The organism is Atribacter laminatus (assembly GCF_015775515.1).
Lineage (GTDB): Bacteria > Atribacterota > Atribacteria > Atribacterales > Atribacteraceae > Atribacter > Atribacter laminatus.
The window spans coordinates 2,326,241-2,349,948 of the sequence record NZ_CP065383.1; the positions used below are offsets into that span (position 1 = coordinate 2,326,241).

Sequence of the window (23,708 nt, forward strand, 5' to 3'; positions counted from 1 at the left end):
TAAGATTATATCAAAATATACCACTAATTTTAAAATCGAAAATAAAAACTGAAGTCGTCACTTCCTTGAAAAGCCCTGAATTTCGTATTCTTTAAAAAAAAGACCCCTCTCATTTTTTTGGGAAGAGAGGGGTGTCTACCGGCAGGATTGAAGCGAATTAGGATTTATTATGGCAGTAATTGGCTAACTTTATTGATAAGAGCTTCTGGGGTGATATCCTGCTCGGATATATCGCTCAACACGGTAAAGTAAATCATAAAGGATTTTGATTCCAGTGGTTGAAGTGTAAATTGAGAAGCATTCGAATAGACTATGTAAGGGGCGGCCCCAGGTTCATTTGAATAATTCTTACCCCAGGACCAAATTTCAGCTCCATTAAAAAATTCCTCAGGTTTCCAAGATTTTATAAACACATCTTTTGTTTCAGGATTATATATCCCAGCCAGGTTAGTACTGAGCTGCGAAGCTGATTGAAATACTAAATAATCATTGATCAGTTTCCATTGAGAGAAAGATTCTGGCCATTCAAATATGCTTTCTTTCGATCCTGCCCAGTCATTTTTACTCTCTAAAAGTTTAATTTTGTTCACTGGTAAAATTATTTGTTCATTGCTATTTTCGTTATCATGAATATAAAAAACCGTAAAATCTCGAAACTCTAAATCTTTGGGATTTTTCTTTGAAGTATTGGATATTTTAGCTTCAATTTCAATAACCGGACTTACTTTTTTCATTCTCACCCAAACTTCGGTGAGAGTTTTTTGGAACATATCTTTTCCAGAAAGGAAGACTTCTCCAAAATCCTCTGAAGAGCTGGTAATTTCAAACTGTAAATCAAAAGGCTGACGATCCCGGGTATTCCACGGGAGTGAAAAATAATAACCACCGAATTCTACAGTGTGGAGACCACCGGGAAGAACCATAGGATCAGGAACGAATTTCTGGTAGAGAAAGGGTTGTTGTTTGTCGGTTAACGAAAAATTGGATAAGATACGACCGCGGTTAGGAATTATATCCAGGGAAATAAGGTCATTTCTCATATGAATGATTTCTGGATTAGTTTTTGTGCTGGCTAGTTCAGCTACCGGAAGAACATATTGATCTTCAGTTACATTGATTGACACTTTTGATTGAGCTATTGAGAATGTACTTATAACCAAACCCGTCATGATCAAAACACTAATTAAAGATTTTTTAATTTTCAATGGGATTCCCTCCCTTTTTATTATTCTTTTACTGCTCCTGCTGTGAATCCTTTAATGAAATAACCTGATACCGGCATGAAAAGGATAAATACTGGTATCATAATAAGAATCGATCCGGAGAGCAATGGTCCCCATTCAATATATTGTTCAGCAGTAAATGTTGCTAATCCCAAAGGCCCAGTCTTTTTTAAATTCGAGCTCATGAGAATTAAAGCAAACATATATTCACCCCAAGCGGTAATAAAAGAATAGGCTCCTGCAGTCACCAAACCGGGTGAAGCTAGTGGAATAACAATTCGAGTGAAAGTAGTAAAAGTACCAGCTCCATCAATTCCGGCAGATTCTTCCAGTTCTCTAGGAATATTTTCAAAGAAAGATACCAACAGCCAGGTACAGAAAGGGGATACTAATGCAGTATATATGATAATGAGGCCAAACAAGTTGTCATAAAGGCCCATAGAGGTAAAAAGTTTGTAAATTGGAACTAAAAGAACAACAGTTGGGAAGACATAAATAAAAAGGAGAAATTTTGAAATCAAACCAGCACGAAGCCTTCGATTCCGGGCAATACCATAACCGCTGATCGATGATATTACGAGAGAGAAAAAAGCAGTAAAGACAGATACATAAAGACTATTGAACAAAAACCGGGGAAAATCTCTGACTGGTGTTCGGGCAAATAACAGGGTTTGATAATTTTTTAAAGTTGGTTCAACCGGCAAAAAAGAAGCCCGAGACATGATTTCTTTTAAAGGTTTAAATGAAGAAATGAATATATATATAAAAGGCCATATAATGAGCGCAAGGACCACTACGACAATGCATACGGTTATAATATTTTTTGTCCGGTTGATTTCTGCCAAACCGTTTCACCTCACCAACAGACTGAATGATAATTCCCTTAATTCAATTATTGCCTTTCTTTCGGAGTAAGATAACTAAAATAGAAAAAACCAAGAATAATTAAAAAGATACCAATGAAAACTGTTGCTGCTGATGCTTCTCCCAAACGGAAGGTCTTAAAGGCAGTTCGGTAGATTAAAACTGGTAAGGTTTGGGTTGCCGTTCCAGGACCTCCCTGAGTCGTTAACCAAATAAAATCAAACGTATTAAAATTCCAGGCGAATGCTAGGAATCCAACAAACCAGATCATTGAGCCGAGAAGCGGAAAGGTAACAAAACGAAATTTTTGAAAACCGGTGGCCCCATCCACCTCAGCTGCTTCAAAAACACTCACAGGGATAGCTTGCAGGGCAGCTAAAATCATCAAAGTTCCAAAAGGAAGAAACTTCCAGGAGTTGAGAAGAATGAGAGCAGGCATGGCTGTGGTATTGTTACCTAAAAAATGAATTTGTTTCTCCATTAAACCAATCGAAGACAAAAAAGCATTAATTATGCCAATTCTAGGAAGTAACATCCATCTCATACAGACTGCAACTGCAACGGTAGGTGCAATCCAGGGGAGCATTACCAGTGATCGAGCAAAATGAATTCCTTTCATTTTTATGTTCAGTAAGATCGCCAAGAAAAGGGGTACAATCAACTGAATAATTAGATTGCCGAAAGTCCAATAAAGACTTTTCCCTAAAGATTCCCAGAAAAAGCCACTACTCAGAAGGTAGGTATAATTTTTTAGTCCTATGTAATTAGATTCGGCACCTCCAAAGGAAATATCATAGAAAGAGTAAATTAAATTTCGAATATATGGATAAGCAAAAATTACCAAGACCACAATAAAAACCGGGAGCAAGAATAAGTATTGCTGTATTTCATTTTTCCGAATTTTAAGCATATAAACCACCCGTACCAATAAAATATCAACGAGCTGGAGCAATGGCTCCAGCTCGTTGATATGAGATTATTGCGCAATCGGTGAAGAGTACTTGGTCATGAGTTCTGCTCCATAAGCTGCTGCTTCTTCGGGAGTCATTTGACCACTTACAACTTTATTTACAGTATCAGCCAAAACATCAGCACCAGAGATGTCGCCAATACCGGTATTAACCCATTTACCATATTCAAATCCATAGAGCGTAGCATAATCATTTAAAGCTTCCATGGCAATTTTATGAGCATTTTCGAATCGTTTAACTATCGGATCATCCCAATATTCCTTGGCTTGGGAAGCGGCAACACTGGTTGGAAAGAAACCACCGGGTTCTTGACCAGATGTTAATATAGCGTTTATATCAGGTCTCATCATGAAACGAACGAAGTCGTAAACTGCTTCTTTGTGGCCTGGTTTTTCTAAAGTATCTTTATAGAGATGGACTTCATTGGGGTAGGTAATTGTCCCCCGTTCAGTTCGCTCTTTATAAAAAGGTATATGGGCAGCATCATAGTCATCGCTATCAAACTCTTCGTGGAATCTTTTCTGGACTGATGGAAAGTAGGGAGACATGGCCAAGGTTCCTGCTGCAATATTCAATTCGATTTCTCCCCAAGACCAGGCTTCTGCTCCGGGTGGAGCAAATTTGATTAAATCGTTATATAGTTTCAGCGCTTCAATTGTTTCTGGGCTATTAAAGGTGATATTTCCATTTTCATCAAAGAATCGCGCACCGGTACTTGCCATAAATATATAGGCTTGTTCGTCAGTCATCAGATTCTTTGCTCCACCAATACCAATACCATATACTTCTTCTTCCGAATTTTCGGTGATCTTTTTGGCATAATCAAGTACTTCATCCCAGGTTTTTGGTGGTTCAGTCGTTCCAACGTATTCTTCGAGGAAACTAGGTCGATAGGTCATAAGCATGACCATAGTCATTATAGGAACTCCCCAATAATCACCGTCATAGAAATACATATTCTTCTGGTTGGGGAATATTTGGTATTTTTCATCAATTTCTTCCACTAAATCAGTTAGTGGTGCCAGAGAACCGGTCTTAAACATGGTTGTAACGAAATCAGGTAAACCAAATTGGAAATCAGGGAGTGTGTTCGCTTCAATAGCAGCTAAGGTTTTAACCCAAGCATCACCCCACATGACAACTTCTTGTTTTAAAATGATGTTGGGGTTTTCTTTCATGAAAAGGTCGATCACTTTTTGAAATGCTGCGACCCGGTGAGCAGGTGCTTCGTGATGCCAAAAGGTTATTTCTAATGGTTGATCTTGAGCAAAAGTTACACTTCCCAATACCATGACTAAAACAAAAACCATCGGGAATAAAATCCCTTTTTTCATTGTATAACCCTCCTATATAAAAAAAGTATTTAACCAAAAACAATTAAACTTAACAAAATCTATAAATTTTTAATTCGGTTAAAATATTCTTCAACATATTTTGCATTGGCTTCATCACCGCCAATTCGATTGGCACTCATCCATACTTTGGGGGTTACTCCTTTGTTCACCATATATTTAATGGTTTCAATTTCAATGCGGCGTACGATATATCCGTCAGTCATAGCTGAAATAGGAGCGAAAGGTCGATCGAAATTATCAATCTCCATGACAGAGTCACCTATAGGGTTATAATCATCAATGAAAAGATCGACCAAATCCATCATGTTCTTACGGCTGGGATGGCGAGTAAAGTGATCCTTGGGGATCTTTTCTTGCCATTCACTTCCTCCAATACCGATCGTGTAAGCTTTTTTCTTTTTGCATTCTAAAGTAGCATCGATAGCGGCAGCATTTACTCCGATATTATTGAATATAATTGTTACGTCTCCAGCTTTGACTCCATAATAATCGACAACTCGGTTCATATAATCCGGACACCTTTCAATACGCATTCCATGAGTAGCCCCACAAGCACCATATAGTGCTCCTATTGGGATGATGTAATTGACCGGAACCAAACCACCAGCTCGATAAAACATATCATACGCAGGAATATCTGTATGTCCTCCAGTACCAATTACATGGAGCAAACCATCTTTCATGAGGGTATCGCCGATAACTTGCCCGGCTTTTTCAAAGTTTTTTGCTTGTTCTTTTTCAATTTTTTGGAGAAACTCAATGGTAATATCAAGATAGCTTTTTCCTTTTACCACGGGCATGACCTCCTTTTTTATTTACTAAAGAAGAATAAAAAATTCACCTCCTCAATATATTTATCAAAAAAACAATTATATCATGTATATACAGGTTACATTGAGATATAATAAGCTGTCAAGAGAAAATGATGAAAATTGTATAGATTTGCCCATTGTTTATAGTAGTTGATCCTTCGGTTTTAATGGTAAAAAAACAAGGTAATTATGAATATTTTAAAACCCGGAGCGCATGAGTAGTCAGTAACTGTCAATATGGGGATGAATACAGATTAATCAAAACTGGTATTTAGAAATAATTTTAAAATTAATAAAAAGATTGAATCCTTATTTTTCTATTGACTATTTATTCTTCTGATGGATAACGTTTCTTTTATCAATCATAAATTTATATCTGTCGGCTCGATAGAGAAAAGTAACATATTCTATCGGTGTATCCAATTCATCAAAAGTGACCCTCTCGCAAAGCAATCCAGGGATATTGGTAGATACATCAAGAAGCTTGGCTTCCTTGGTTTTTAGTAAAACAGCTTCAACACTTTGTTTTGCCCATAAAACAGGGTGATCGATAAAATCATTCAAGATCTCGCACAAATCTCTTCTTTCAATTTCTTGTTCACTGGTTTGCATAAATTTAAAGAATATCCGATAAGGCAAAAACACGTTTTGCAAGCAGATCGGTTCGTGGTTGGCATAGAGAAGCATTTTAACATAAATAATTTTTTCTTCTTGATCAAGATTGAGTACCTCGGTAATTTTGGGATATGGCTCATCAATTCGTCGTTCCAATAGTTTCCGTTCGGGTATAAGACCGCGACAAATCATATCATCAGTAAAGGTTGTAACATAGGTTAATTTCTCAATGATTTTGGGTTCACAAACAAAACTGCCCTTACCGGCAACTCTCTGAATGTATCCTTCGTTTACCAGATCGCTAATAACTCGTCTTACCGTCATTCGACTGATGTTATACTTTTTACAAAACTCGGACTCAGAGAACAACTTATCACCAGGTTTTAATTTTCCACTTTCAATCATTGAAAGAATTATTTTCCTCAGTTGTATATGGAGTGGAACTGGAGATGTTTTTTCAAGAAGCACCTATTCTTTTCACACCTTTCGGTAATATATATATATATTATAACATCTTGTTAGAACTAGTTATAACAAGAATAAAAAATTCTTTTTCATAAGTCAATACTTTTTAGCGGTAACCAGCTAAAAGTCATTAGTTTTGAGTTTAGGTGTTTCCTTCGACTCAGTTTTTATTATCAAGGAAGAATGATCTTTATTTCTCAACTGCTCTTTGCCGGAGTAATTAAATACTTTAAAAAAATAATGGTAAACTACTTTAGTATAAGCAAGTAGATATTCAATATTAGGAGAAAAAAATGGATATGAATTTTGCTTTTAATTTGAGTTATTATGAAAAAGTGAACAATCAGCTCAGGAACATAATTGATTCAGAAAAAGAAAAAATGATGCAAGCTTCAGTTCAAATTGCTCAGTCTATTGCCAATCAAGGACTTGTTCATATTTTTGGAACCGGTCATTCTCACCTGTTCGGTGAAGAAGCTTTTTATCGAGCCGGGGGCTTAGCATGCGTCAATCCGATTCTTGAACCTTCACTTATGCTCCATGCTGGAGCCATGAAATCTTCGGCGCTCGAAGACTTACAAGGCTATGCCGAGAAAATATTCAACCATGTTCAACCTGAGAAATCAGATATATTTATCATTTTTTCCAATTCTGGAGTGAATCATGTTCCAGTTGAGATGGCCAAGATAGTTAAAAATTCTCAGCTTCCTCTCATTGGTATCGGATCAAAAAAATACAGCGAGTTTTTAAAAAACACCAAAAAACGTCAATCTTTGAGTGATTTTTCTGATATATTCATTGATAATCATGCTGAAATCGGAGATGCCGTTTTGTCTGTATTCGGAATTGAGCAGAAAATTGCGCCAACATCTACAGTCTGTGGCGCTTTTATTCTCAATTTGATATTAGCAAATGTTTCAATGTGGCTTGTTCAGCAGCAAAAAATAACCCCTCCAATATTTATTAGTGGCAATCTACCCGATGGGAAGAAGAAAAATACCGAACTCTATAACCAATATCGAAAAAGAGTGAGAGCTTTATGATAAAAGATTCTCCTTATATTTTAACTATAGATATCGGTACCACCAATTTAAAATGTATAATTTATGATAAAAAGGGAAGAATTAAGGCAAAATTATCACAATCCCATCCCACTCACTTTTCGCTTCCTGGATATGCCGAACAAAATCCAACTGTTTGGGTATCCAATCTACAGAATCTTCTTCGGATAATGGGAGGTAAACATCCAGAAATAATTCAATCTATTCAGGGAATATCTCTTACTGGACAGATGCATGGACCGGTTTTTTTAGATTCAAAGCAAGAAATAGCCTATCCTTGTCTTATTTGGTCTGATACCAGAGCACATAAGGAAGTTTCTTTTTTAAAAAACACTTTTACCACCGATTCTATTTTAAAAATTACTGGAAACCCAGTTCAAGAAAGCTTTGCTCTTCCTAAAATTCTATGGTTGAAAGATCAACAACCAAATCTTTTTTCTCAAATCGATAAAATCATATTTCCTAAGGATTATCTCGGATTTCTTTTAACCGGTACTATTGCTACCGATCATTCTGATGCTTCTGGATCGATGCTATACAATCTAGCAAATCACTGCTGGAGTGAAGAAATTATTGATACCTGTGAATTAAGAAAGCCCTTATTTCCAAATATTATCCAGAGTGATGCCATTTTAGGAAGGGTAACTCGAGAAGCTGCCCAGCAATTTGGCATACCAGAAGGAGTTCCTGTTATTAAAGGTGGTGGAGATTTAGCAACAACTGCATTAGCAACTGGAACCGGTAAAAAAGAAAGTATTTCACTCTGTATTGGTACTGCAGCACAAATGTTGATGAGTTTTGATTCAATCGAAGAAAAATTATTGGGACATTTATACTTTTTTTCTCATTGCTTACCCCAAAGCTATTTTTGCCTTGGGACAGTTCCAACCGGGGGATCATCCATACAATGGTTTCAAGATCTTTTTGAGTTGAAAAATATTGAATTTATTTATAATGAATTAAACATCACCTTTGATGATGCAATTGAAAGGAATACTCTCTTTTTCCCTTATTTAATGGGAACTGGTACTCCACATTTTGATTACCGAGCCAACGGTGCCTTTTTAGGACTTCGGATTAATCATAAAAGATGTGATTTGATATATTCCATTGTTGAAGGAATAATTTTTGCCTTAAAAGATTCTCTGACCTCGATATTAAAACCAAACTTAGGAAAAATATTTTTAAGTGGTGGTGCTACTCGTTTTTCTATGTGGCCTAAGTTGGTAAGCAATATTTTTAATCTTCCAGTTTATACTTATCAAAATGCTGACTCTGCCACCATTGGAGCTTTTCTTCTTGGAGCAAGACGATTAGGACTTATTGAAGATTATGACAGCATTATTAACGGTTTTATACCCGAAGAACCAGTTCATCCGCAAAAAAAATTTGTTCAAAAGCTTGAGAAAAAGTTTGAAAAATATAGGCATTTTTCATTATTAATCAGAGAATATTCGACTTATGAAAAAGATTTTTTAGTATAAACTTAAAAAAGCGGAGGATTGATTAATGGATATCATTTATGCCAGCAATTATGAGGATATGAGTCGAAAAGCAGCAACGACTATTGCCCAACAGGTTATTAAAAAACCAACATCAGTATTAGGTTTTGCTACAGGTTCCACACCCCTTAGAACTTATGAAATACTCATTGAATTCCATCGACAGGGGATTGTCGATTTTTCTTACATCAATACCTTTAATCTTGATGAATATGTTGGACTATCCTCAGATCATCCTCAAAGCTATTCATTTTTTATGTTTAAAAACTTTTTTCGTCAAATACAGCTTGATCCAAGTCGTGTTCATATCCCTTTGGGAACCGCTTTAGATCTGTCGAGGGAATGTACTGATTATGAAGAAGCAATTCAAAACTTGAGTGGAATCGATTTTCAATTGCTTGGTTTAGGCTCAAATGGTCATATTGGATTCAACGAGCCAGGAGTACATTTTAACAGTGTAACCCACGTTGTTTCTCTCAGTCAGGAGACCATCAAAGCAAATTCACGATTTTTCAATTCTTTAGAAGAAGTTCCAAAAAAAGCGATTACTATGGGGATAAAATCAATTATGAATACACGAAAAATTCTTCTTTTAGTGAGTGGAGAGAAAAAAGCTGAAATAATTCGTCGAGCTCTTTCGGGATCTATCAGCGAAGAGGTACCAGCATCGGTTTTACAACTTCACCCCAATACAACCGTGATAATCGATCAATCAATTTTATAAAAGTGTTTTGTATCACACTATTCAAAACTATGGAAAATACAAAGGAATATATTGAATAATGCAGCAGGATACCAGTGGCTAAAAATACTTTGATCGTGAACAAAGAGTAATAATTAAACCTGAAAAGAGTGAAATGAAGATAATTGAAACACGGTAGGTTCCAGTTAGGTCGATTAAAGAACCGAAAACGACTGGAAGGGCAAGAGGCCCAACGTTTCCCAATGATGAAATTACACCCACAACACCACCTACCGAAGAAGCATATCTTTCCAGTTCGGCTGGTATAGCGAGGCTAATGGTTAAAATACTATTTAAACAGAATCCAGCTATGAATAAGCTTAAGTTAAATAAAGCATGATGACTGGTATTTATTCCTAAAGTGGATAAAAGGGTTACGATCCCCATTAGAGTTAATAGAGAGTTACGGTTTTTCAATCGATCAGAGACGAATCCAATAATAGGGCCTGAGAAGAAAAAACCTAAAGGGAGTAAAGTTGCCACAGAAGGACTAAGATTTTTCATTTCGATTATTTTTGGAATCCAGGTCGCTAAGGTATCATAACCACCCATACCAGCTATAACTAAAAGTAATAAAATCCACAAAGAACGATCTCTGAGGATAACTTTAAATTGACTCAATTGAATTGTTTCAGTTTTCAAATGAGTCGCGGGAATCAAGATCCACCAAAATGCTGATACCAAAACCGGTATAAGGGCATAAATGAACAGAATGGTCCTCCAACTGATAAAGTTTAATAAACTTGGCGTAAACGCAATAGCAGTTGCATTCCCAGCAGCAAAACCAGCAACATAAATTCCGGTAGCAAAACCAGTTGATGTTTTTTGAAATGATTTTTTAACTAAAATTGGCAGAATTGGGAGAACTGATAATAAACCAAAACCAAGAGCGAGCTGAGTAAGAAGAAGGGTAGCATAACTCTGGGTAAAGGGGCGAATGACTGCTGCAATTGCTGATATGGGAAGAGCAATCCGAAAGGCATTCCGAAAACCAATATGATCTCCTATAAGTCCCCAGGGGATACGAGAAGCAACCAAACTGATCATAGCAATCCCAAAAATAAAGGCAAACCCAGCATGAGAAAGGTTCATTTCTTTCATGATAATTGTTGAAAGTGGAGCAGTTGAAAAGAGAAGGAGATGAAGCATAAAGGCAATCGAAAATGCAAAAAGCGACATTTTTAATTGATGATGATTCATCGAATTTTTTATCATGAAAAGACTCCTTACTTCTTGGAATTGCTTTTACCTTTTAAAATCCGCTTAAATATTTATGCCAATTATTCCAAAATGATAACGCCTTTCATATATTCAGTATTCTCTCCCGATGCTGCTTCAAACCCTTTAGCTAGGTCTTCAAGGTAAAATTTATGAGTGACCAATTGATCGAGAGGAAGGAAGTGGTTTTGATATCCCCAAACCCCTTTGGCGACATCTTCCATAAAATTGAGAGAATGCCAGGGGTGAACCGAGGTGACTATCGGTGATTTAAACATCAGTTGATAACCAAGAGTGTTGCTCATTATTTGATCACCAGCGTAAAATGACGATGCGATGATTCTGCCCCTGCCTTGATACCCATAAAAGGATGCATTGCGAATCATCAACGAAGCCATTTCCAGGCCTTTTAATTTTCCAGTTATTTCAATTGCCACATCTACCCCTCGATTATCAGTTAAATCTTGGATAAATTGTTCACAGTCATCTCGTTTAGGATTGAGGGTTATTTGGGCACCAAATTTTTTAGCCCATTCCAGGCGTGAATCTTGGAGGTCGATAGCGATAAGGCCTTGAAGGGGCATTTGTTTTAAAGCTGATAGCGTTAATAAACCCATTGTTCCACAACCAATGACGGCAACAAAATCACCATATTCAGGACGGGCAGATCGAACCATGTTCGATATACAACCTAAAGGCTCAGCTAAACAGTATTCTGGATTCTTAACCGAATCGGGAATTTTAACCAATTTTTTAGGAATAGTAACCACATGTGACGCAAATGACCCATCAATCGGTCCCCCGACTCGGTCGCCAATTTTAAAATTTTTTACCTCACTTCCGACATCAATAACAATACCTGATGGTTCATGACCCAGTTCAACCGGGTATGGAATTTCTTTTTGAAAGCGATAGTTTTCGAGTCCTTCGATAATCGTGACACTTTCTCCCAAATAGGTGGACATCTCAGTGTGGCATATACCGCAAGTATTAATTTTTACAAGAACCTCATCTTTTTTTAAGAGTGGAATTTCTTCTTGTTCAATAATAAAAGTTTTTGGCGATATGAGTTTGGCAACTTTTCTTTTCATTATGTTCCTCCATCGACTGTGGTTTAATGGATATTAAAATTTTCTATCCATTTTAACCTTTCAAGTCTTTTATGGCTATATCAAAGAGACGCTAATGTTTAATGAATTTGAAAAAAAATAAAAAGATTAAAGATATGCAATATTTTTCCGATAAACATAGGCAAAGAATTATAAAATAAAGCTTTTAAAAAGCTCTCATTTTTAAAAAATAAAAAAAGGAGAATTATATGAGAAAAAACAAGCTTTATCAATTATTTGTCCGATCATCATTTTTAATGCTTTTTGTTATGAGTTGTATTTTAATTACTTCACTATCAGTTTTAGCGAACGACAGCATTAACCATCCCGATCAGGTAGCTTTACAGAAAATTCTTGCTGATTTTGAAGCCTATGCTGAACAAGCTCGCAAAGATTGGGGAATTCCTGGGATGGCAATATCCATCGTCCAAGGAGATGAAATGATCTATGCCAAGGGCTTTGGAGTAAAAAAAGTTGGAGAAAGTGATCCGGTTGATGAACAGACAATTTTCCAGATTGGCTCAACTTCCAAGGCTTTTACCGCCGCCTTAGTTGCCATGATGGTCGATGAAGGAAAATTTCATTGGAAAGATAAAGTCATTGATTATCTTCCTGATTTTCGAATGTATGATCCCTGGGTAACCCGTGAATTTCTCATCAATGATGTTATGGCTCAACATAGCGGTATGCCTGGTTATGCGGGAGATTTTCTATCTTTCCTTGGTTTCGATCGTGATTATATTATTCATTCCATTCGTTATATTCAACCTATAAGTAGCTTCCGAAGTGAATTTGCATATATGAATAATCTTTTTTTAGTCGCAGCATCTTTAGTAGAAAAAGCTTCTGGAAAAACCTGGGAAGATAATTTACAAGAAAGAATATTTGATCCATTGGGAATGAATGATACTACTTGCATCCAAGATGGTTTTACTCAGGCTCTAAATGTTGCTTATCTCCATCAAAATATAAAAGGTCAGGCGAAAATGCTCCCTATGGATTGGCCATATATTGATTGGGTGTATACCTATTCTCCTGCTGGTGGGATTAATTCGAATGTTGTCGATATGGCTAAATGGATGGTTCTTCAACTTAATGAAGGAGTTTATGAAGGAAAACAGCTTATCAGCAAAGAGAATATTCAATACATGCATTCTCCCAAAACCATATTAGATGCAAATAACTTTTATAATTTAGCCTGGCTTACGACTAAATATGAACCCTATTCTTTAATTTGGCATAATGGAGGAACTTCTGGCATTAAATCTGTAATACAGATTATACCTGAGGCTAAATTGGGAATTGTCGTTCTGACCAATATGTCTGATACACAACTTCCTGAAGCACTGGGAAAACATTTTGTTGATCTTTACTTTGGGAATCCCCTAAAAGATTGGAGTGCTGAAAGTTTAAAAGCATTCAAAACATCTCTATCCCAGGAAGCTGAAATTCCTGATATTCCTAAGGAAAAACCTCTTCCCTTGGAAGCTTATACAGGAAAATACGTTAACCCGGTTTTCGGAGAAATTTTAATAAGTATTGAAGGTGAAAATTTAGTTTTTGCTATTGGACCTAAGCAATCTAAGGTTATTTTAACTCCTTGGAATCGAGATACATTTTTATTTTCTATACCCGATTTCTTGGATGAAGGCGGGTTTGTTCAATTCCAAATCGATCCTATGGGGAAGGCGTATAAATTTGTTGATGATACTATTGGTGAATTTGACCGGATCGCTGATTAATAAACTTAATCTTTAATACCTCTTTCTACGAAATTCTCCCCATTATCGAGGGGAGAATTTCGTAGTGAAACCACATCATCTACTAGTTGTTTATTTTAATCCTTCGCTTCTTCGACAGGTATAAGAATTTCGGTAAGCAAATCCTCAGCTGTGGTCGTAGCAGGATCATTATGATAGATTTCTCGAGTAGGATAAACAATTTTATAATGATTTTGAACTAACCAGGAATGAATTGACTGGTAAACAGCATTCATGCCTTGATAAGAACCCTTGAATATAATTCGAGCTGCTTTAATTTTAGGGAGTTGGTTATTAGAATATTGGGCTTTGTCCACCGGCCAAGCGACCTCGGTTAAGATTTTTCCTAAGGGTTGATTAAAATCCACATTTTTTAAATAATAAAGGACAATTAACGGTCCGGAGGGCTTCCCTCCCATTTTGGTTAGCTCAACTACTGAATCGTGTATGATTTGTGGTAATTCCTGAGAAAAGTCTTGAATTTCTTTTTTCAAAGAAAACACCAAAATTTCGGGTACTTCAACTACTTCAATGTCAAAGGGTTGACTGGTTGTCGATTGATTTTGACCAAAAGCGATATGCCCTATTAGAACAAAAATCATAAGTAAAAATAAAAATAGGATTGTCAATTGCAAACTTTTCATAAACTTCCTTCCTCCTTAATTATCTTTGACGCAGAAAAATACCTATTTGAGTACTTTTATTCATTATACCATCAAGAAATTAAGACCAATAAAGATGAGCTAAGAGTGAGTTATTCTTTATTGTTGAATGCTTTCAGTTTGCTGTCATGACAGGGTAGGTCTTCATGCCACATTGTAGCACCAGATGAAAATGAAAATAGGTATCCCCCTCACCCTGACCCTCTCCCACGAAAGGGTGAGGGAAAAAAGAACAAAAAGAATTCAGAGTTCCTTCTCCCTTGATGGGAGAAGGTTAAGGATGAGGGTGAAAACCTAGAATGAGAACCTAGAATGAGAACCTGGTTGGTTGCTCTGAAAGAATGACATTAAAAAACGGTCCGGTATTTTCAGGATAGAAATCCTTGCCACTTCCGTGGCATTAGGTGACAATAAAAATATGATTTCTCGATTTAATAATATGTAAAAAATGAGATCCTCACAGCTTCATAAAGCGAAGCCTCAGGATGACAGTGTTAAGGTATTCATGGTAAATGTCTTTTACAGGATAAGACAACCGGGAAGAAAAAATAAGTTAGGTATGATAACATTAACTTTAGAATATTGAATATTTATTAGGAGGAAACCATGGAAAGACCAGTTATTTATTATGATCAAACCGGTCCTGAAAACACCGAGCTCACACTGCAAGCAGCACGAAAAAGAGCTCTGGATTTGGGAATTTCTAACCTCATTGTTGCCTCAACTCATGGAGATACTGGTTTTAAAGCTCTGGAAATTTTTAAAAATACCAAAATTCAAATTATTATAGTTGGAATTTCCTGCTCCTATAAAAGCGAAGGGTGGGATATGAGTGATTCGGTTCGTAACCAGTTAGAAGAACAAGGAGCAAAGGTAGTCATTTCTCATCATGTTTTAAGTGACGATATTATTGGGGGAGTGTCCGAACAAGGGATACCCCATCCTCATAAAATTATTTCTGAAACACTTCGTCGATTCAGTCAGGGGGTGAAAGTTGCTGTTGAAATAACCATTATGGCAGCCGAAGCAGGGGTGATTAATACTGATCATGAGGTCATATCCATAGGCGGAACCCACCAAGGAGCAGATACCGCTTTGGTGGTCAAACCCTCTTATGCCAGGAATTTTTATGATTTTGAAATACGTGAAATTATCGCAAAACCACGAATTCCTAGTTAGTAATAAAAAATACCGGTTTTTTGGGAGGGTCTGCGGGTGAATATCGTTGCTATTTATGGGAGTCCCCGACGCGGTGGAAATAGTGATGTAATGTTAGACGTTTTTTTATCTTCCGTTCAACCAACTGACACAATTATCAAAATTATTCCTTCAGAATTGAGCTTCAGTCAATGTAGAGGTTGTCGAGTTTGTGAAAAAACTGGTGTCTGTGTTTTTGATGACGAAATAAAAACAGTTTCAAACCATCTCCTTCAAGCCGACCGAGTCATTATTAGTGCCCCCATCTTTTTTTATGGATTTCCCAGCGCTCTAAAAGCTTTAATTGACCGTTCTCAAGTTCTCTGGTCACGTAAGTACCTTTTGAAAGAGGGAATGAAACTCAAAAAAGGATTTCTCTTGGCTGTAGGTGCAACCCAGGGTAAAAAGTTATTTGATGGAGTCATTTTGAGCAGTCGCTTTTTTTTTGACGGTTTTCATTGTAAATACCAAGGCGAGGTGGTCTTTCGAGGATTTGACAAAAAAGCTGAAATTAAAAATTGTCTGGCTTGCTTGGAAGAAATTCAGAAAGCTGCCCAGAATTTTTTCTATCCAGAAAATACCATCAAATGAATTCTTTAATCTGTTATCCTGAGCCCTCGCTTGTGAGAGCGTGAGGATATCTCATCTAACGCCACAGGCATCATCCAGAGCCCTCGTTTTTCAAGGGCGTGAGGATATCTCATCTAACGCCACAGGCATCATCCTGAGCGGTACTTTCCCGCGTGAGGATCTCATCTGACACCGCCAACGTCATCCTGAGGCTTCGTTTTTCGAAGCCGTGAGGATCTCATCTTTTAATTATTTTAAAAAAATATACTAAATGTGATTGCCACGTCGTCCAACCAAAGAACGGTTGACCGCCTCGCAATGACGGAGGGGGTGGATGTGATTGCCACGTCGTCTAACTAAAAAACGGTTGGACTCTTAGAAATGATATTTTAACCTAAATAATGTAGCGACATGCCATGGCATGTCGAATCTTGGTTTTCATCCTTATTTGGTGATGCCAAACAATAAGATTGTCATGAAATTTTAAAAACCAATAAAAATGCGAGCAATTTGAAAATAAAGAAAAACACCGATCATATCAACGATGGTGGTAATCACCGGTGTTGCAGAAAGCGCAGGATCAAATTTCATTTTTTTCAAGAAAAGAGGGATAATGATTCCAATCAAATTGGAAACAAAAACGACTACCCAGATTGAGATCCCCACGATGATTCCAATCATAGAGCTTTCGCGAAGGAGTAATACCCTAAAAAAACCTACTAATCCAAGCAAACCACCTAAAATACTCCCTACTAATGATTCCTTTAAAGCAATTTTAAAAATATTCCTTGAGTCGACTTCATTCAGTGCAATTCCTCTTACCATTATTGAAGTAGATTGACTTCCAACATTTCCTCCGGTATTTATCAAAGCTGGTATAAAAAAAGAAAGAGAAACAACGGTTTGAATGAGAGCTGATTGGTTTTGGATTATAAAACTGGTGACCATGCCTCCCAAAAGTAAAGCTACTAGCCAAAGAATCCTATTTCGAACCTTTTGCATTACTGTTGAGTGAAGGTATTCATCCTCTGTAGTTTGGATGGCTGCCAATCGATGAATGTCTTCTGTGGCTTCTTCTTCAATGATGTCGATAGCATCATCAACGGTTACGACACCAACCAAGCGGTGTTCATGGTCTACAACCGGCAGGGACAACAGGTCATATTTCTGAATGTTGCGAGCAACCAACTCCTGATCATCATCAGTCGACACAAAAACAACGTCAGTATCCATAATTTCAGTTACTTTTTTTTCTGGAGTTGAGAGGATTAAATCGCGGAGTGTTATAATCCCGATGAGATGTCTTTGGATATCAGTTACATAGGCGGTGTAAATCATATCTTCGGGAGGAGAGAGCTTTCGAATCCTTTCCAATGCCTGCGCAATGGTATAATTTTCTTTCAAATCAATATATCCAGGGTTCATAATTCGACCAGCGGAATTTTCGCGATAGCCCAAAAGAAGACTTGCCATATTCCGTTGATCAGGATTTAAAAGATAGAGCAATTTTTTTACAACTTTCGCTGGTAATTCATCTAACAGTTCAGTGAGGTCGTCTGGTGACATGTAATTCAATATTTCAGAAACTTTATCATCGGTAAAACTGTTTAAAAGATTTTCCTGACGTTCGAAATCTAATTGCTCAAAAACAGCGATAGCCATGTCCTTTTGTAACAATCGGAACAGAACTACCTGATTATCCCGGTCAAAAAAGGTCATAAGCTCAGCTACATCCGCAGGATGCAAATCATTAACGAGTCTTTTTATGTCAAAGAGCTTTTTTTGCTCTAATAACTCATTTATATTTTTTGATAATAATTCCATTTCATTAACGATTCCGGTTGGCATTCATAACACCCCCTTTTGAATGCTCTGGGTTGGTGATAAATAAAAAATAAATCATCCTTACAATTATAACGGAGAACTTGACTTTGTTCATCTAGAAGCGTATTTTTTCAACATGACTTTTTGACAGCAGGAGGATTCAATTGATATACCTTCTTAAAAAAAGACTGAATGAAAGTGAAAAAGATGGGCTTTCCAAAAAATGGAAAGAACAAGGGATTTCTATTTATTTTGTCGATACCGAGAAAACCAACATTATATTTGAAGGAAATGCATCACCAACGGGTTTAATTGATCCCATATTAGTCGAGAAGACTATAGAAATAAACACTCCCTATCAATTAGCTAATCGAAAATATAAACCGGAAGGAACAATTATTGAAGTTGGTTCAATCCCAATTGGTGGGAATAACTTAACCATTATAGCTGGACCTTGCGCTGTGGAATCAAAAGAAAGGCTATTTAAAACAGCTGAAGTAGTTAAACAAATGGGTGCTCAAATACTCAGAGGAGGAGCTTATAAACCCCGCACCTCACCTTATAGCTTTCAAGGTTTAGAGGAAGAGGGATTAAAAATTCTTGCTCAAGCTCGAGAAGAATTTGACCTTCCTATTGTAACCGAAGCGACCAGCCCGGAAAATGCCGACATTGTTGCTCAATATGCCGATATCATCCAGATTGGAACAAGAAATATGCAAAACTTTGAACTTCTTAAGAAAGTGGGGAAGCTCGGCAAGCCCGTTCTTCTTAAAAGAGGAATGTCAGCAACCATAGAAGATTGGTTAAATGCAGCTGAGTACATTCTGAGTTTTGGTAACTTCCAGATCATCCTTTGTGAACGTGGTATTCGTACTATAGAGCGTCTTACCAGAAACACGCTTGATTTAACGGCTATACCTTTAATCAAAGACCTTAGTCATCTTCCGGTTATTGTTGACCCTAGTCATGGAACAGGACTGAGAGAAAAGGTAATTCCCATGGCTCGAGCAGCAGTAGCCTGTGGAGCTGATGGAATAACCGTTGAAGTTCATCATGAGCCAGATAAAGCTTTATCAGATGGTCCTCAAAGTTTGTATCCCGACCAATTTCGTAAATTAATGAACGATTTAGAAATTATTAGCGTTTTAACTGGTAAAGAGGTTATCAAGCGTCCTAAAGTGCGTGACCAAGTATTTATTCCATCACCGAGTCAAATATCTCAAACGCCTAAAGTCGCTTTTTTGGGAAAGATTGGCTCATTTAGTTCTCAGGTAGCTCGAAAAATGTTTCCTGATAGTTCTGAATATATCAATTGCAATAGTTTTCGTCAGATTTTTGAAGAAGTTGTTTCAAAAAATGCTTGTTATGGCGTGTTACCGATAGAAAATACTCTAACGGGAAGCATTCATGGAAATTATGAGCTTTTTCTCGATTACCCGGAAGTATGTATCGTCGGAGAAAGAATCATTAGAGTCTCTCAGCATTTAGCTGTCTTTCCTGGGACAATCAGAGAAAATATCCAAGTTCTTTTTGCTCATCCCCAGGGTTTTGCTCAAAGTAGTCGTTTTTTAGAATCGATGAAAAATATTCGAATTATGGATGTTGGAAATACCGAGGAAGCTGCTCGAAGGATTTCAGAATTTGGTATTGGAGGAGCGGGTATAACCAGTCAGGAAGCAGTTGAGAAATACCACCTTACCGTCTTAGAAGAGGATATTGAAGATAATATTCGTAATTTTACCCGATTTATAATCCTGTCACAAATCTTTAATCCCACGATCGAAGACGACAAGGTGTCGGGAGTTTTTGTATTAAAGAACCAACCAGGTGCTCTATTTCAAGTACTCAAAATATTTGCCGATTCAGAAATTAATATTGTTAAATTGGAATCACGCCCAATCCCAGGAAAACCTTGGGAGTATCTTTTTTATGCCGATTGGGAAGGAAATATTGTTGAAGATCGACATAAAAAAACCATTCAATCTTTAAAAGAAAACACTTTATTTTTAAGAATCTTGGGGAGCTACAAAAATATCTGGAAAAAATAAGAAATCACTTGAATAACTTTTTAAAGTTAGATAATATAACCAAGAAATTTCGACTGAACGGTCAGTTTAAAAGGAGGCCCACTCATTGTGAAAAAATTAGAAGAATACATCGTACGTTATGCCTGGCCAATATTTATTGTAACTATTGCAATAACGATTATTTTCGGTATTCAATTTCGAAATATCCGCTTTGAAGATGATTTCACCAAATATGTCCCTGAAAGTGATCCTCAGGTTTCCTTTTATAACTCCTTAGAAGATAAATTTTCCAGTTTCCAAAAAAAATCGATGATAATTGCCCTAGAATTTGATGACTTATTCACTCCAGAAAGTTTAAATACCTTAGAACAAATAGTAAATGCGGTTGAGAAAGTCTCTGAAGTTAGAACAGTATCAGCGTTGACGAACATGCCCAAAATTATTCCCACCGAAGAGGGATTCAATGTCAAAGAAGTTGTTGAAATCCTTCCACAAACTATCGAAGAAGCCCAAGATCTCAAATCTGATCTTCAAGATGACGAGTTGATCTGGGGCAAAATGGTGACTGAAGATGGAAAGGCAACCATTGTCTCGATTTCTTTTTTTAGCACAGTTGACGAATACAAAGCCATTGATGCCGTACAAAAAGTCGTTGATCCATTGAAGGGAAATGCTCAAAAAGTGACCTACTTTGGGCTTCCGGTTATTACCCGTGAAATGGGCAACGATGCCCGGCAAACCATGGTACGACTTACCCCTATCGCAGCATTGATCATTCTATTAATTCTATACTGGGGTTTTCGGACTTTTCAGGGAGTGATACTCCCCATCTTCGTTGCCTTGTTTTCTTCAATTTGGATTTTAGGTTTCTCAGTGGTATTGAATCGACCTATGACTATGATATCGGCTGTCATTCCCATCATGATGGTTGCTTTGGTCTCGGCTTATGGTGTTCATTTTATGAACCGGTATTACGATTTCCGCCATCAACTGAATGGGAACGAAGTCATAAAAAGCACACTTAACTGGGTGCTGGTACCGATATTCTTAAGTGCAATAACCACCCTTGGTGGATTCTTTTCTTTGATGACTGCTCAATTCAAACCGGTTGCCGATTTTGGGTTATATGCAGGGTTAGGCGTTTTCTTCGGCTTTTTACTTGCAACCTTTTCATTAGCCGCCTTTTTAACCATATTCCGTCCCAAAAAAGCACCAACCCATTTCAGCAAAGTGGACGTTAGAAACTCCAATTCATTAATCAATAAAATCTTAAATTTTATATATAAATCAGTAACTCACCGCAAAAAAGCCGTAGTAATAGGTACAATTATTGCAATTGTCATTTTAGGATTAGGTATTCCCCGAATTAATATTGAAACTACGGTTAAAGCAAGTATGGGTCCCAACCATCCGATTACCATCCTTTTGGAGTATTTTAAAAATCGATTTGGTGGATCCGATTACAATTATGTATATCTTGAGACTGAAGACGTAAAAAATCCTTTTATTCTGCGTGAAATGGTTCGAATCTCTAAATACAGTGAACAGTTCTATGCATTCAAAGATTCTTCATCAATTGCCGACTTTATTATGAATCTAAACGAAGCTGTGGAAGGTCCTGGATACAAAGCAATTCCCGATAGCATAGATAAAATTGGGAATCTCTGGTTATATGCTCAAGGCAACAGCTATATTGAAGGAAGAATAAATAAGGATGAGAATGCCAGCATTGTTGAATGCCGAGCCGAAGAATCAACCTCACAGATTTTAAATGAAGAAGTTCAACATATGATTCAATTTCTTGAATCTCGTCCACATACAGTTCGAGTTGTTCCTATTGATGAACCAGGAGCACAAGAATACTTAGCCGAAACCATCGTAAACGATTTGGAAATATTTCTCAATCAATCTTTCCTTACTCGAGAAGAAGTGAAAAATACAGTGATGTCTATAGTTAAAAAACCAGACTCGGAATTTATCCAACTCGACACCGAAACGGCAGAGAAAACAGCCAAAGGAGCGTCTTTAGAAATAGAAGACCTGGGTTTAACCGTGAGTGATGTTGCCCAAACCTTGCAAAGTTGGTTTACTGATAACCAATCTGTTTCTCTTGATCAAGCATTGGTTCGTGACTTTGAATTCGATGAAGGAACTGCGGAATACCTGGCGGATATCCTTTCTTATTCAATAGAACAAGTTGGAAAAAGAGAAAAAATGAATTTCTTGAAAAGTGAAGTAGAACAAATTGTTGGTAATCCGCTTAGTGATGAATATCAGTTTATTTTTTACCAGGTTCTTGATTCCCAAGTGTATATACCGGACGAAGAAGGAGATATTACGGTTAGCTATCGGCTCACTGGATCACCTATCATTAATGACACGATTAACAGCCGGTTATTTACTGAACAACAGCGGAGCATGATTGTTGCCTTTGCAGTTATCTTTTTATTGGTTTGGTTGCAGTTAAAGAACTTTAAAAGATCGGTTTTTGCTTATATCCCCCTCGCTCTCACTGTGTATACCTCATTTGGAATTATGGGTCTATTTAAAATCCCGCTCAATGTCGCAACATTGATGGTCGCCAGTATTGCAATTGGAGCGGGAATTGACTATACAATCCATTTTATTTATCGATGGAATCGGGAGTTGGAGATTGATCCGAAAAATGCCTTATTCAATACCGTTACCAGTACTGGTCGAGGGATGATTTTGAATTCACTGGCAGTTTCCTGTGGAACCTATGTTATGGCACTTGGTCCAATAAGCATGATGAGAAGTTTTGGTGCATTAATGGCGACCATTCTATTATTAGCTGTCGTTTATACTTTGTTCCTTCTCCCGTTACTTCTTTCGATCTGTGATCGAAAATTATTCTTATGTGAAGAAAACAACCACCATTCTCCAGTAAAAAAAGAAAAATCACCATTAAAAAAGAATAAAGGAGCCAAAAGAAAATGAAAAAATTAATAATGACTTTTTTCCTCATAATTGTATTTGTGGCCTTTTCGCTTCAGGCATTTGCAATAACAGCAGACGAAATTCTCGATGAGATGGAAGCAAGAAGTGCATTGAATGCGACTCAAAAATCAGTTGGAACCATGATTATGACTGACGAAAAGGGGAAAGAAGAGAAACGAGATCTAGTTATGTATTCATACGATGATTCCGAGGACACCGAGAATCGGGCATTTATATTTCGTTTTCTAAGTCCGGCTGAAGTGAAAAATGTAACCATGCTTAGCATGAAAGATGGGGATCAGATATATCTCTTCATGCCGGCATTTAAAAAAGTTCGTCGTATTGCCGGTTCAGGCAAAAAAGAAAAATTCGCTGGAACCAATTTTTCTTTTGAGGATCTGAGCGGAGGTTACAGCAAAGACGATTATGATGCAACTTTAATGAATGATGATGACGATGAGAATTACATTTTAGATCTCGTTCCGAATGATCCTGACTCTGATTATTCCAAGCTCATCATGACCGTTGATAAAGAGAAGTTTTACTTTAAAAAAATTGAGTTCATCGATCTCGACGGCAATCAGTGGAAGGTTTTAGAAGTCCAAAAAGTACAGGAAGAAGAGGATGGAAGTATTACTATTTTAAAAATGTACTTCCAAGACCTTAAAGACAACTCAACCTCTTTGGTTGAGATGGAAAGCGTTGAAAAAGGAATTGATCTACCGAGTAACTTTTTCAGCGTTCGGACCATTCAAAGACCAGAAATTTGAGGG

General features: G+C 37.0%; 19 protein-coding genes. 9 read left to right on the forward strand and 10 right to left on the reverse strand.

The genetic code is table 11. The features are described 5' to 3' along the window. Positions 1-167: 167 nt before the first annotated feature. From RT761_RS10490 to RT761_RS10515, 6 genes are all read right to left on the reverse strand, one after another. A complete protein-coding gene (locus RT761_RS10490) occupies positions 168-1,205 on the reverse strand; it encodes a hypothetical protein (RefSeq protein WP_218111371.1) in 1,038 nt (345 codons plus the stop codon). A gap of 20 nt (positions 1,206-1,225) precedes the next feature. Further along, positions 1,226-2,068, reverse strand: coding sequence for a carbohydrate ABC transporter permease (locus RT761_RS10495; protein ID WP_218111372.1), 843 nt, complete (start codon positions 2,066-2,068; stop codon positions 1,226-1,228). A 47-nt stretch (positions 2,069-2,115) separates the two neighbouring features. Continuing rightward, positions 2,116-2,997: a carbohydrate ABC transporter permease gene (locus RT761_RS10500; protein ID WP_218111373.1), complete on the reverse strand. Its 882-nt coding sequence runs from the start codon at positions 2,995-2,997 to the stop codon at positions 2,116-2,118. Positions 2,998-3,063: 66 nt separating this feature from the next. Then, positions 3,064-4,392, reverse strand: coding sequence for an ABC transporter substrate-binding protein (locus tag RT761_RS10505; protein ID WP_218111374.1), 1,329 nt, complete (start codon positions 4,390-4,392; stop codon positions 3,064-3,066). A gap of 59 nt (positions 4,393-4,451) precedes the next feature. Beyond that, a complete protein-coding gene (locus RT761_RS10510; RefSeq protein WP_218111375.1) occupies positions 4,452-5,207 on the reverse strand; it encodes a sugar isomerase domain-containing protein in 756 nt (251 codons plus the stop codon). Positions 5,208-5,549: 342 nt separating this feature from the next. Beyond that, positions 5,550-6,308 carry a GntR family transcriptional regulator gene (locus RT761_RS10515; RefSeq protein WP_281387972.1) on the reverse strand — a complete coding sequence of 253 codons (759 nt, stop codon included), beginning with the start codon at positions 6,306-6,308 and terminating at the stop codon, positions 5,550-5,552. Between the two features lie 290 nt (positions 6,309-6,598). Between RT761_RS10515 and RT761_RS10520 the strand changes: the two genes are divergently transcribed. From RT761_RS10520 to nagB, 3 genes are read left to right on the forward strand one after another with little or no spacing between them, the layout of a single operon-like run. Next, positions 6,599-7,348, forward strand: coding sequence for an SIS domain-containing protein (locus RT761_RS10520; RefSeq protein ID WP_218111377.1), 750 nt, complete (start codon positions 6,599-6,601; stop codon positions 7,346-7,348). Continuing rightward, the gene (gene xylB, locus RT761_RS10525) at positions 7,345-8,850 is read left to right on the forward strand and encodes a xylulokinase (protein WP_218111378.1); all 1,506 of its coding nucleotides are present in this window, start codon (positions 7,345-7,347) and stop codon (positions 8,848-8,850) included. The genes RT761_RS10520 and xylB overlap by 4 nt, the downstream gene beginning before the upstream one ends. 25 nt (positions 8,851-8,875) lie before the next feature. Further along, positions 8,876-9,592 carry a glucosamine-6-phosphate deaminase gene (gene nagB / locus RT761_RS10530; RefSeq protein WP_218111379.1) on the forward strand — a complete coding sequence of 239 codons (717 nt, stop codon included), beginning with the start codon at positions 8,876-8,878 and terminating at the stop codon, positions 9,590-9,592. A 78-nt stretch (positions 9,593-9,670) separates the two neighbouring features. Here the strand turns inward: nagB and RT761_RS10535 are convergent, their stop codons facing one another. Together RT761_RS10535 and RT761_RS10540 are read right to left on the reverse strand one after the other, a co-directional pair. Then, a complete protein-coding gene (locus tag RT761_RS10535; RefSeq protein WP_218111380.1) occupies positions 9,671-10,825 on the reverse strand; it encodes an MFS transporter in 1,155 nt (384 codons plus the stop codon). A 65-nt stretch (positions 10,826-10,890) separates the two neighbouring features. Beyond that, complete coding sequence (locus RT761_RS10540; protein WP_218111381.1) at positions 10,891-11,919, reverse strand: zinc-dependent alcohol dehydrogenase; 1,029 nt, start codon at positions 11,917-11,919, stop codon at positions 10,891-10,893. Between the two features lie 227 nt (positions 11,920-12,146). Between RT761_RS10540 and RT761_RS10545 the strand changes: the two genes are divergently transcribed. Further along, positions 12,147-13,679 carry a serine hydrolase gene (locus tag RT761_RS10545; RefSeq protein WP_218111382.1) on the forward strand — a complete coding sequence of 511 codons (1,533 nt, stop codon included), beginning with the start codon at positions 12,147-12,149 and terminating at the stop codon, positions 13,677-13,679. 95 nt (positions 13,680-13,774) lie between these two features. Here the strand turns inward: RT761_RS10545 and RT761_RS10550 are convergent, their stop codons facing one another. After that, positions 13,775-14,341: a GyrI-like domain-containing protein gene (locus RT761_RS10550; RefSeq protein WP_218111383.1), complete on the reverse strand. Its 567-nt coding sequence runs from the start codon at positions 14,339-14,341 to the stop codon at positions 13,775-13,777. 624 nt (positions 14,342-14,965) lie between these two features. On the opposite strand from RT761_RS10550, the gene RT761_RS10555 reads away from it, so the two are divergent. Both RT761_RS10555 and RT761_RS10560 read left to right on the forward strand, forming a co-directional pair. Then, positions 14,966-15,538 (forward strand): pyruvate kinase alpha/beta domain-containing protein, encoded by a 573-nt coding sequence (locus RT761_RS10555; protein WP_218111384.1) that lies wholly within the window; start codon positions 14,966-14,968, stop codon positions 15,536-15,538. A gap of 36 nt (positions 15,539-15,574) precedes the next feature. Next, entirely contained in the window at positions 15,575-16,147 is a 573-nt protein-coding gene (locus RT761_RS10560) for a flavodoxin family protein (RefSeq protein WP_218111385.1), read from the forward strand. Between the two features lie 462 nt (positions 16,148-16,609). On the opposite strand, the gene mgtE is transcribed toward RT761_RS10560, so the two are convergent. Next, positions 16,610-17,974, reverse strand: coding sequence for a magnesium transporter (mgtE, locus tag RT761_RS10565; protein ID WP_218111386.1), 1,365 nt, complete (start codon positions 17,972-17,974; stop codon positions 16,610-16,612). Positions 17,975-18,114: 140 nt separating this feature from the next. On the opposite strand from mgtE, the gene aroF reads away from it, so the two are divergent. The 3 genes from aroF to RT761_RS10580 all read left to right on the forward strand — a co-directional run bounded on the left by aroF (position 18,115) and on the right by RT761_RS10580 (position 23,705). Beyond that, positions 18,115-19,998, forward strand: coding sequence for a 3-deoxy-7-phosphoheptulonate synthase (aroF, locus tag RT761_RS10570; RefSeq protein WP_218111387.1), 1,884 nt, complete (start codon positions 18,115-18,117; stop codon positions 19,996-19,998). 87 nt (positions 19,999-20,085) lie between these two features. Further along, positions 20,086-22,935, forward strand: a complete 2,850-nt coding sequence (locus tag RT761_RS10575; protein WP_218111388.1) for an efflux RND transporter permease subunit — start codon at positions 20,086-20,088, stop codon at positions 22,933-22,935. After that, positions 22,932-23,705: an outer membrane lipoprotein-sorting protein gene (locus tag RT761_RS10580; RefSeq protein ID WP_218111389.1), complete on the forward strand. Its 774-nt coding sequence runs from the start codon at positions 22,932-22,934 to the stop codon at positions 23,703-23,705. The genes RT761_RS10575 and RT761_RS10580 overlap by 4 nt, the downstream gene beginning before the upstream one ends. The last annotated feature ends 3 nt before the right edge of the window (positions 23,706-23,708 follow it).

Coding starts and splice junctions, on each gene's coding strand:
- RT761_RS10500 (WP_218111373.1), bottom strand. CDS start 2,997: ATGCTTAAAATTCGGAAAAATGAAATACAGCAATACTTATTCTTGCTC.
- RT761_RS10505 (WP_218111374.1), bottom strand. CDS start 4,392: ATGAAAAAAGGGATTTTATTCCCGATGGTTTTTGTTTTAGTCATGGTA.
- RT761_RS10520 (WP_218111377.1), top strand. CDS start 6,599: ATGGATATGAATTTTGCTTTTAATTTGAGTTATTATGAAAAAGTGAAC.
- xylB (WP_218111378.1), top strand. CDS start 7,345: ATGATAAAAGATTCTCCTTATATTTTAACTATAGATATCGGTACCACC.
- nagB (WP_218111379.1), top strand. CDS start 8,876: ATGGATATCATTTATGCCAGCAATTATGAGGATATGAGTCGAAAAGCA.
- RT761_RS10535 (WP_218111380.1), bottom strand. CDS start 10,825: ATGATAAAAAATTCGATGAATCATCATCAATTAAAAATGTCGCTTTTT.
- RT761_RS10540 (WP_218111381.1), bottom strand. CDS start 11,919: ATGAAAAGAAAAGTTGCCAAACTCATATCGCCAAAAACTTTTATTATT.
- RT761_RS10545 (WP_218111382.1), top strand. CDS start 12,147: ATGAGAAAAAACAAGCTTTATCAATTATTTGTCCGATCATCATTTTTA.
- RT761_RS10550 (WP_218111383.1), bottom strand. CDS start 14,341: ATGAAAAGTTTGCAATTGACAATCCTATTTTTATTTTTACTTATGATT.
- RT761_RS10555 (WP_218111384.1), top strand. CDS start 14,966: ATGGAAAGACCAGTTATTTATTATGATCAAACCGGTCCTGAAAACACC.
- mgtE (WP_218111386.1), bottom strand. CDS start 17,974: ATGCCAACCGGAATCGTTAATGAAATGGAATTATTATCAAAAAATATA.
- RT761_RS10580 (WP_218111389.1), top strand. CDS start 22,932: ATGAAAAAATTAATAATGACTTTTTTCCTCATAATTGTATTTGTGGCC.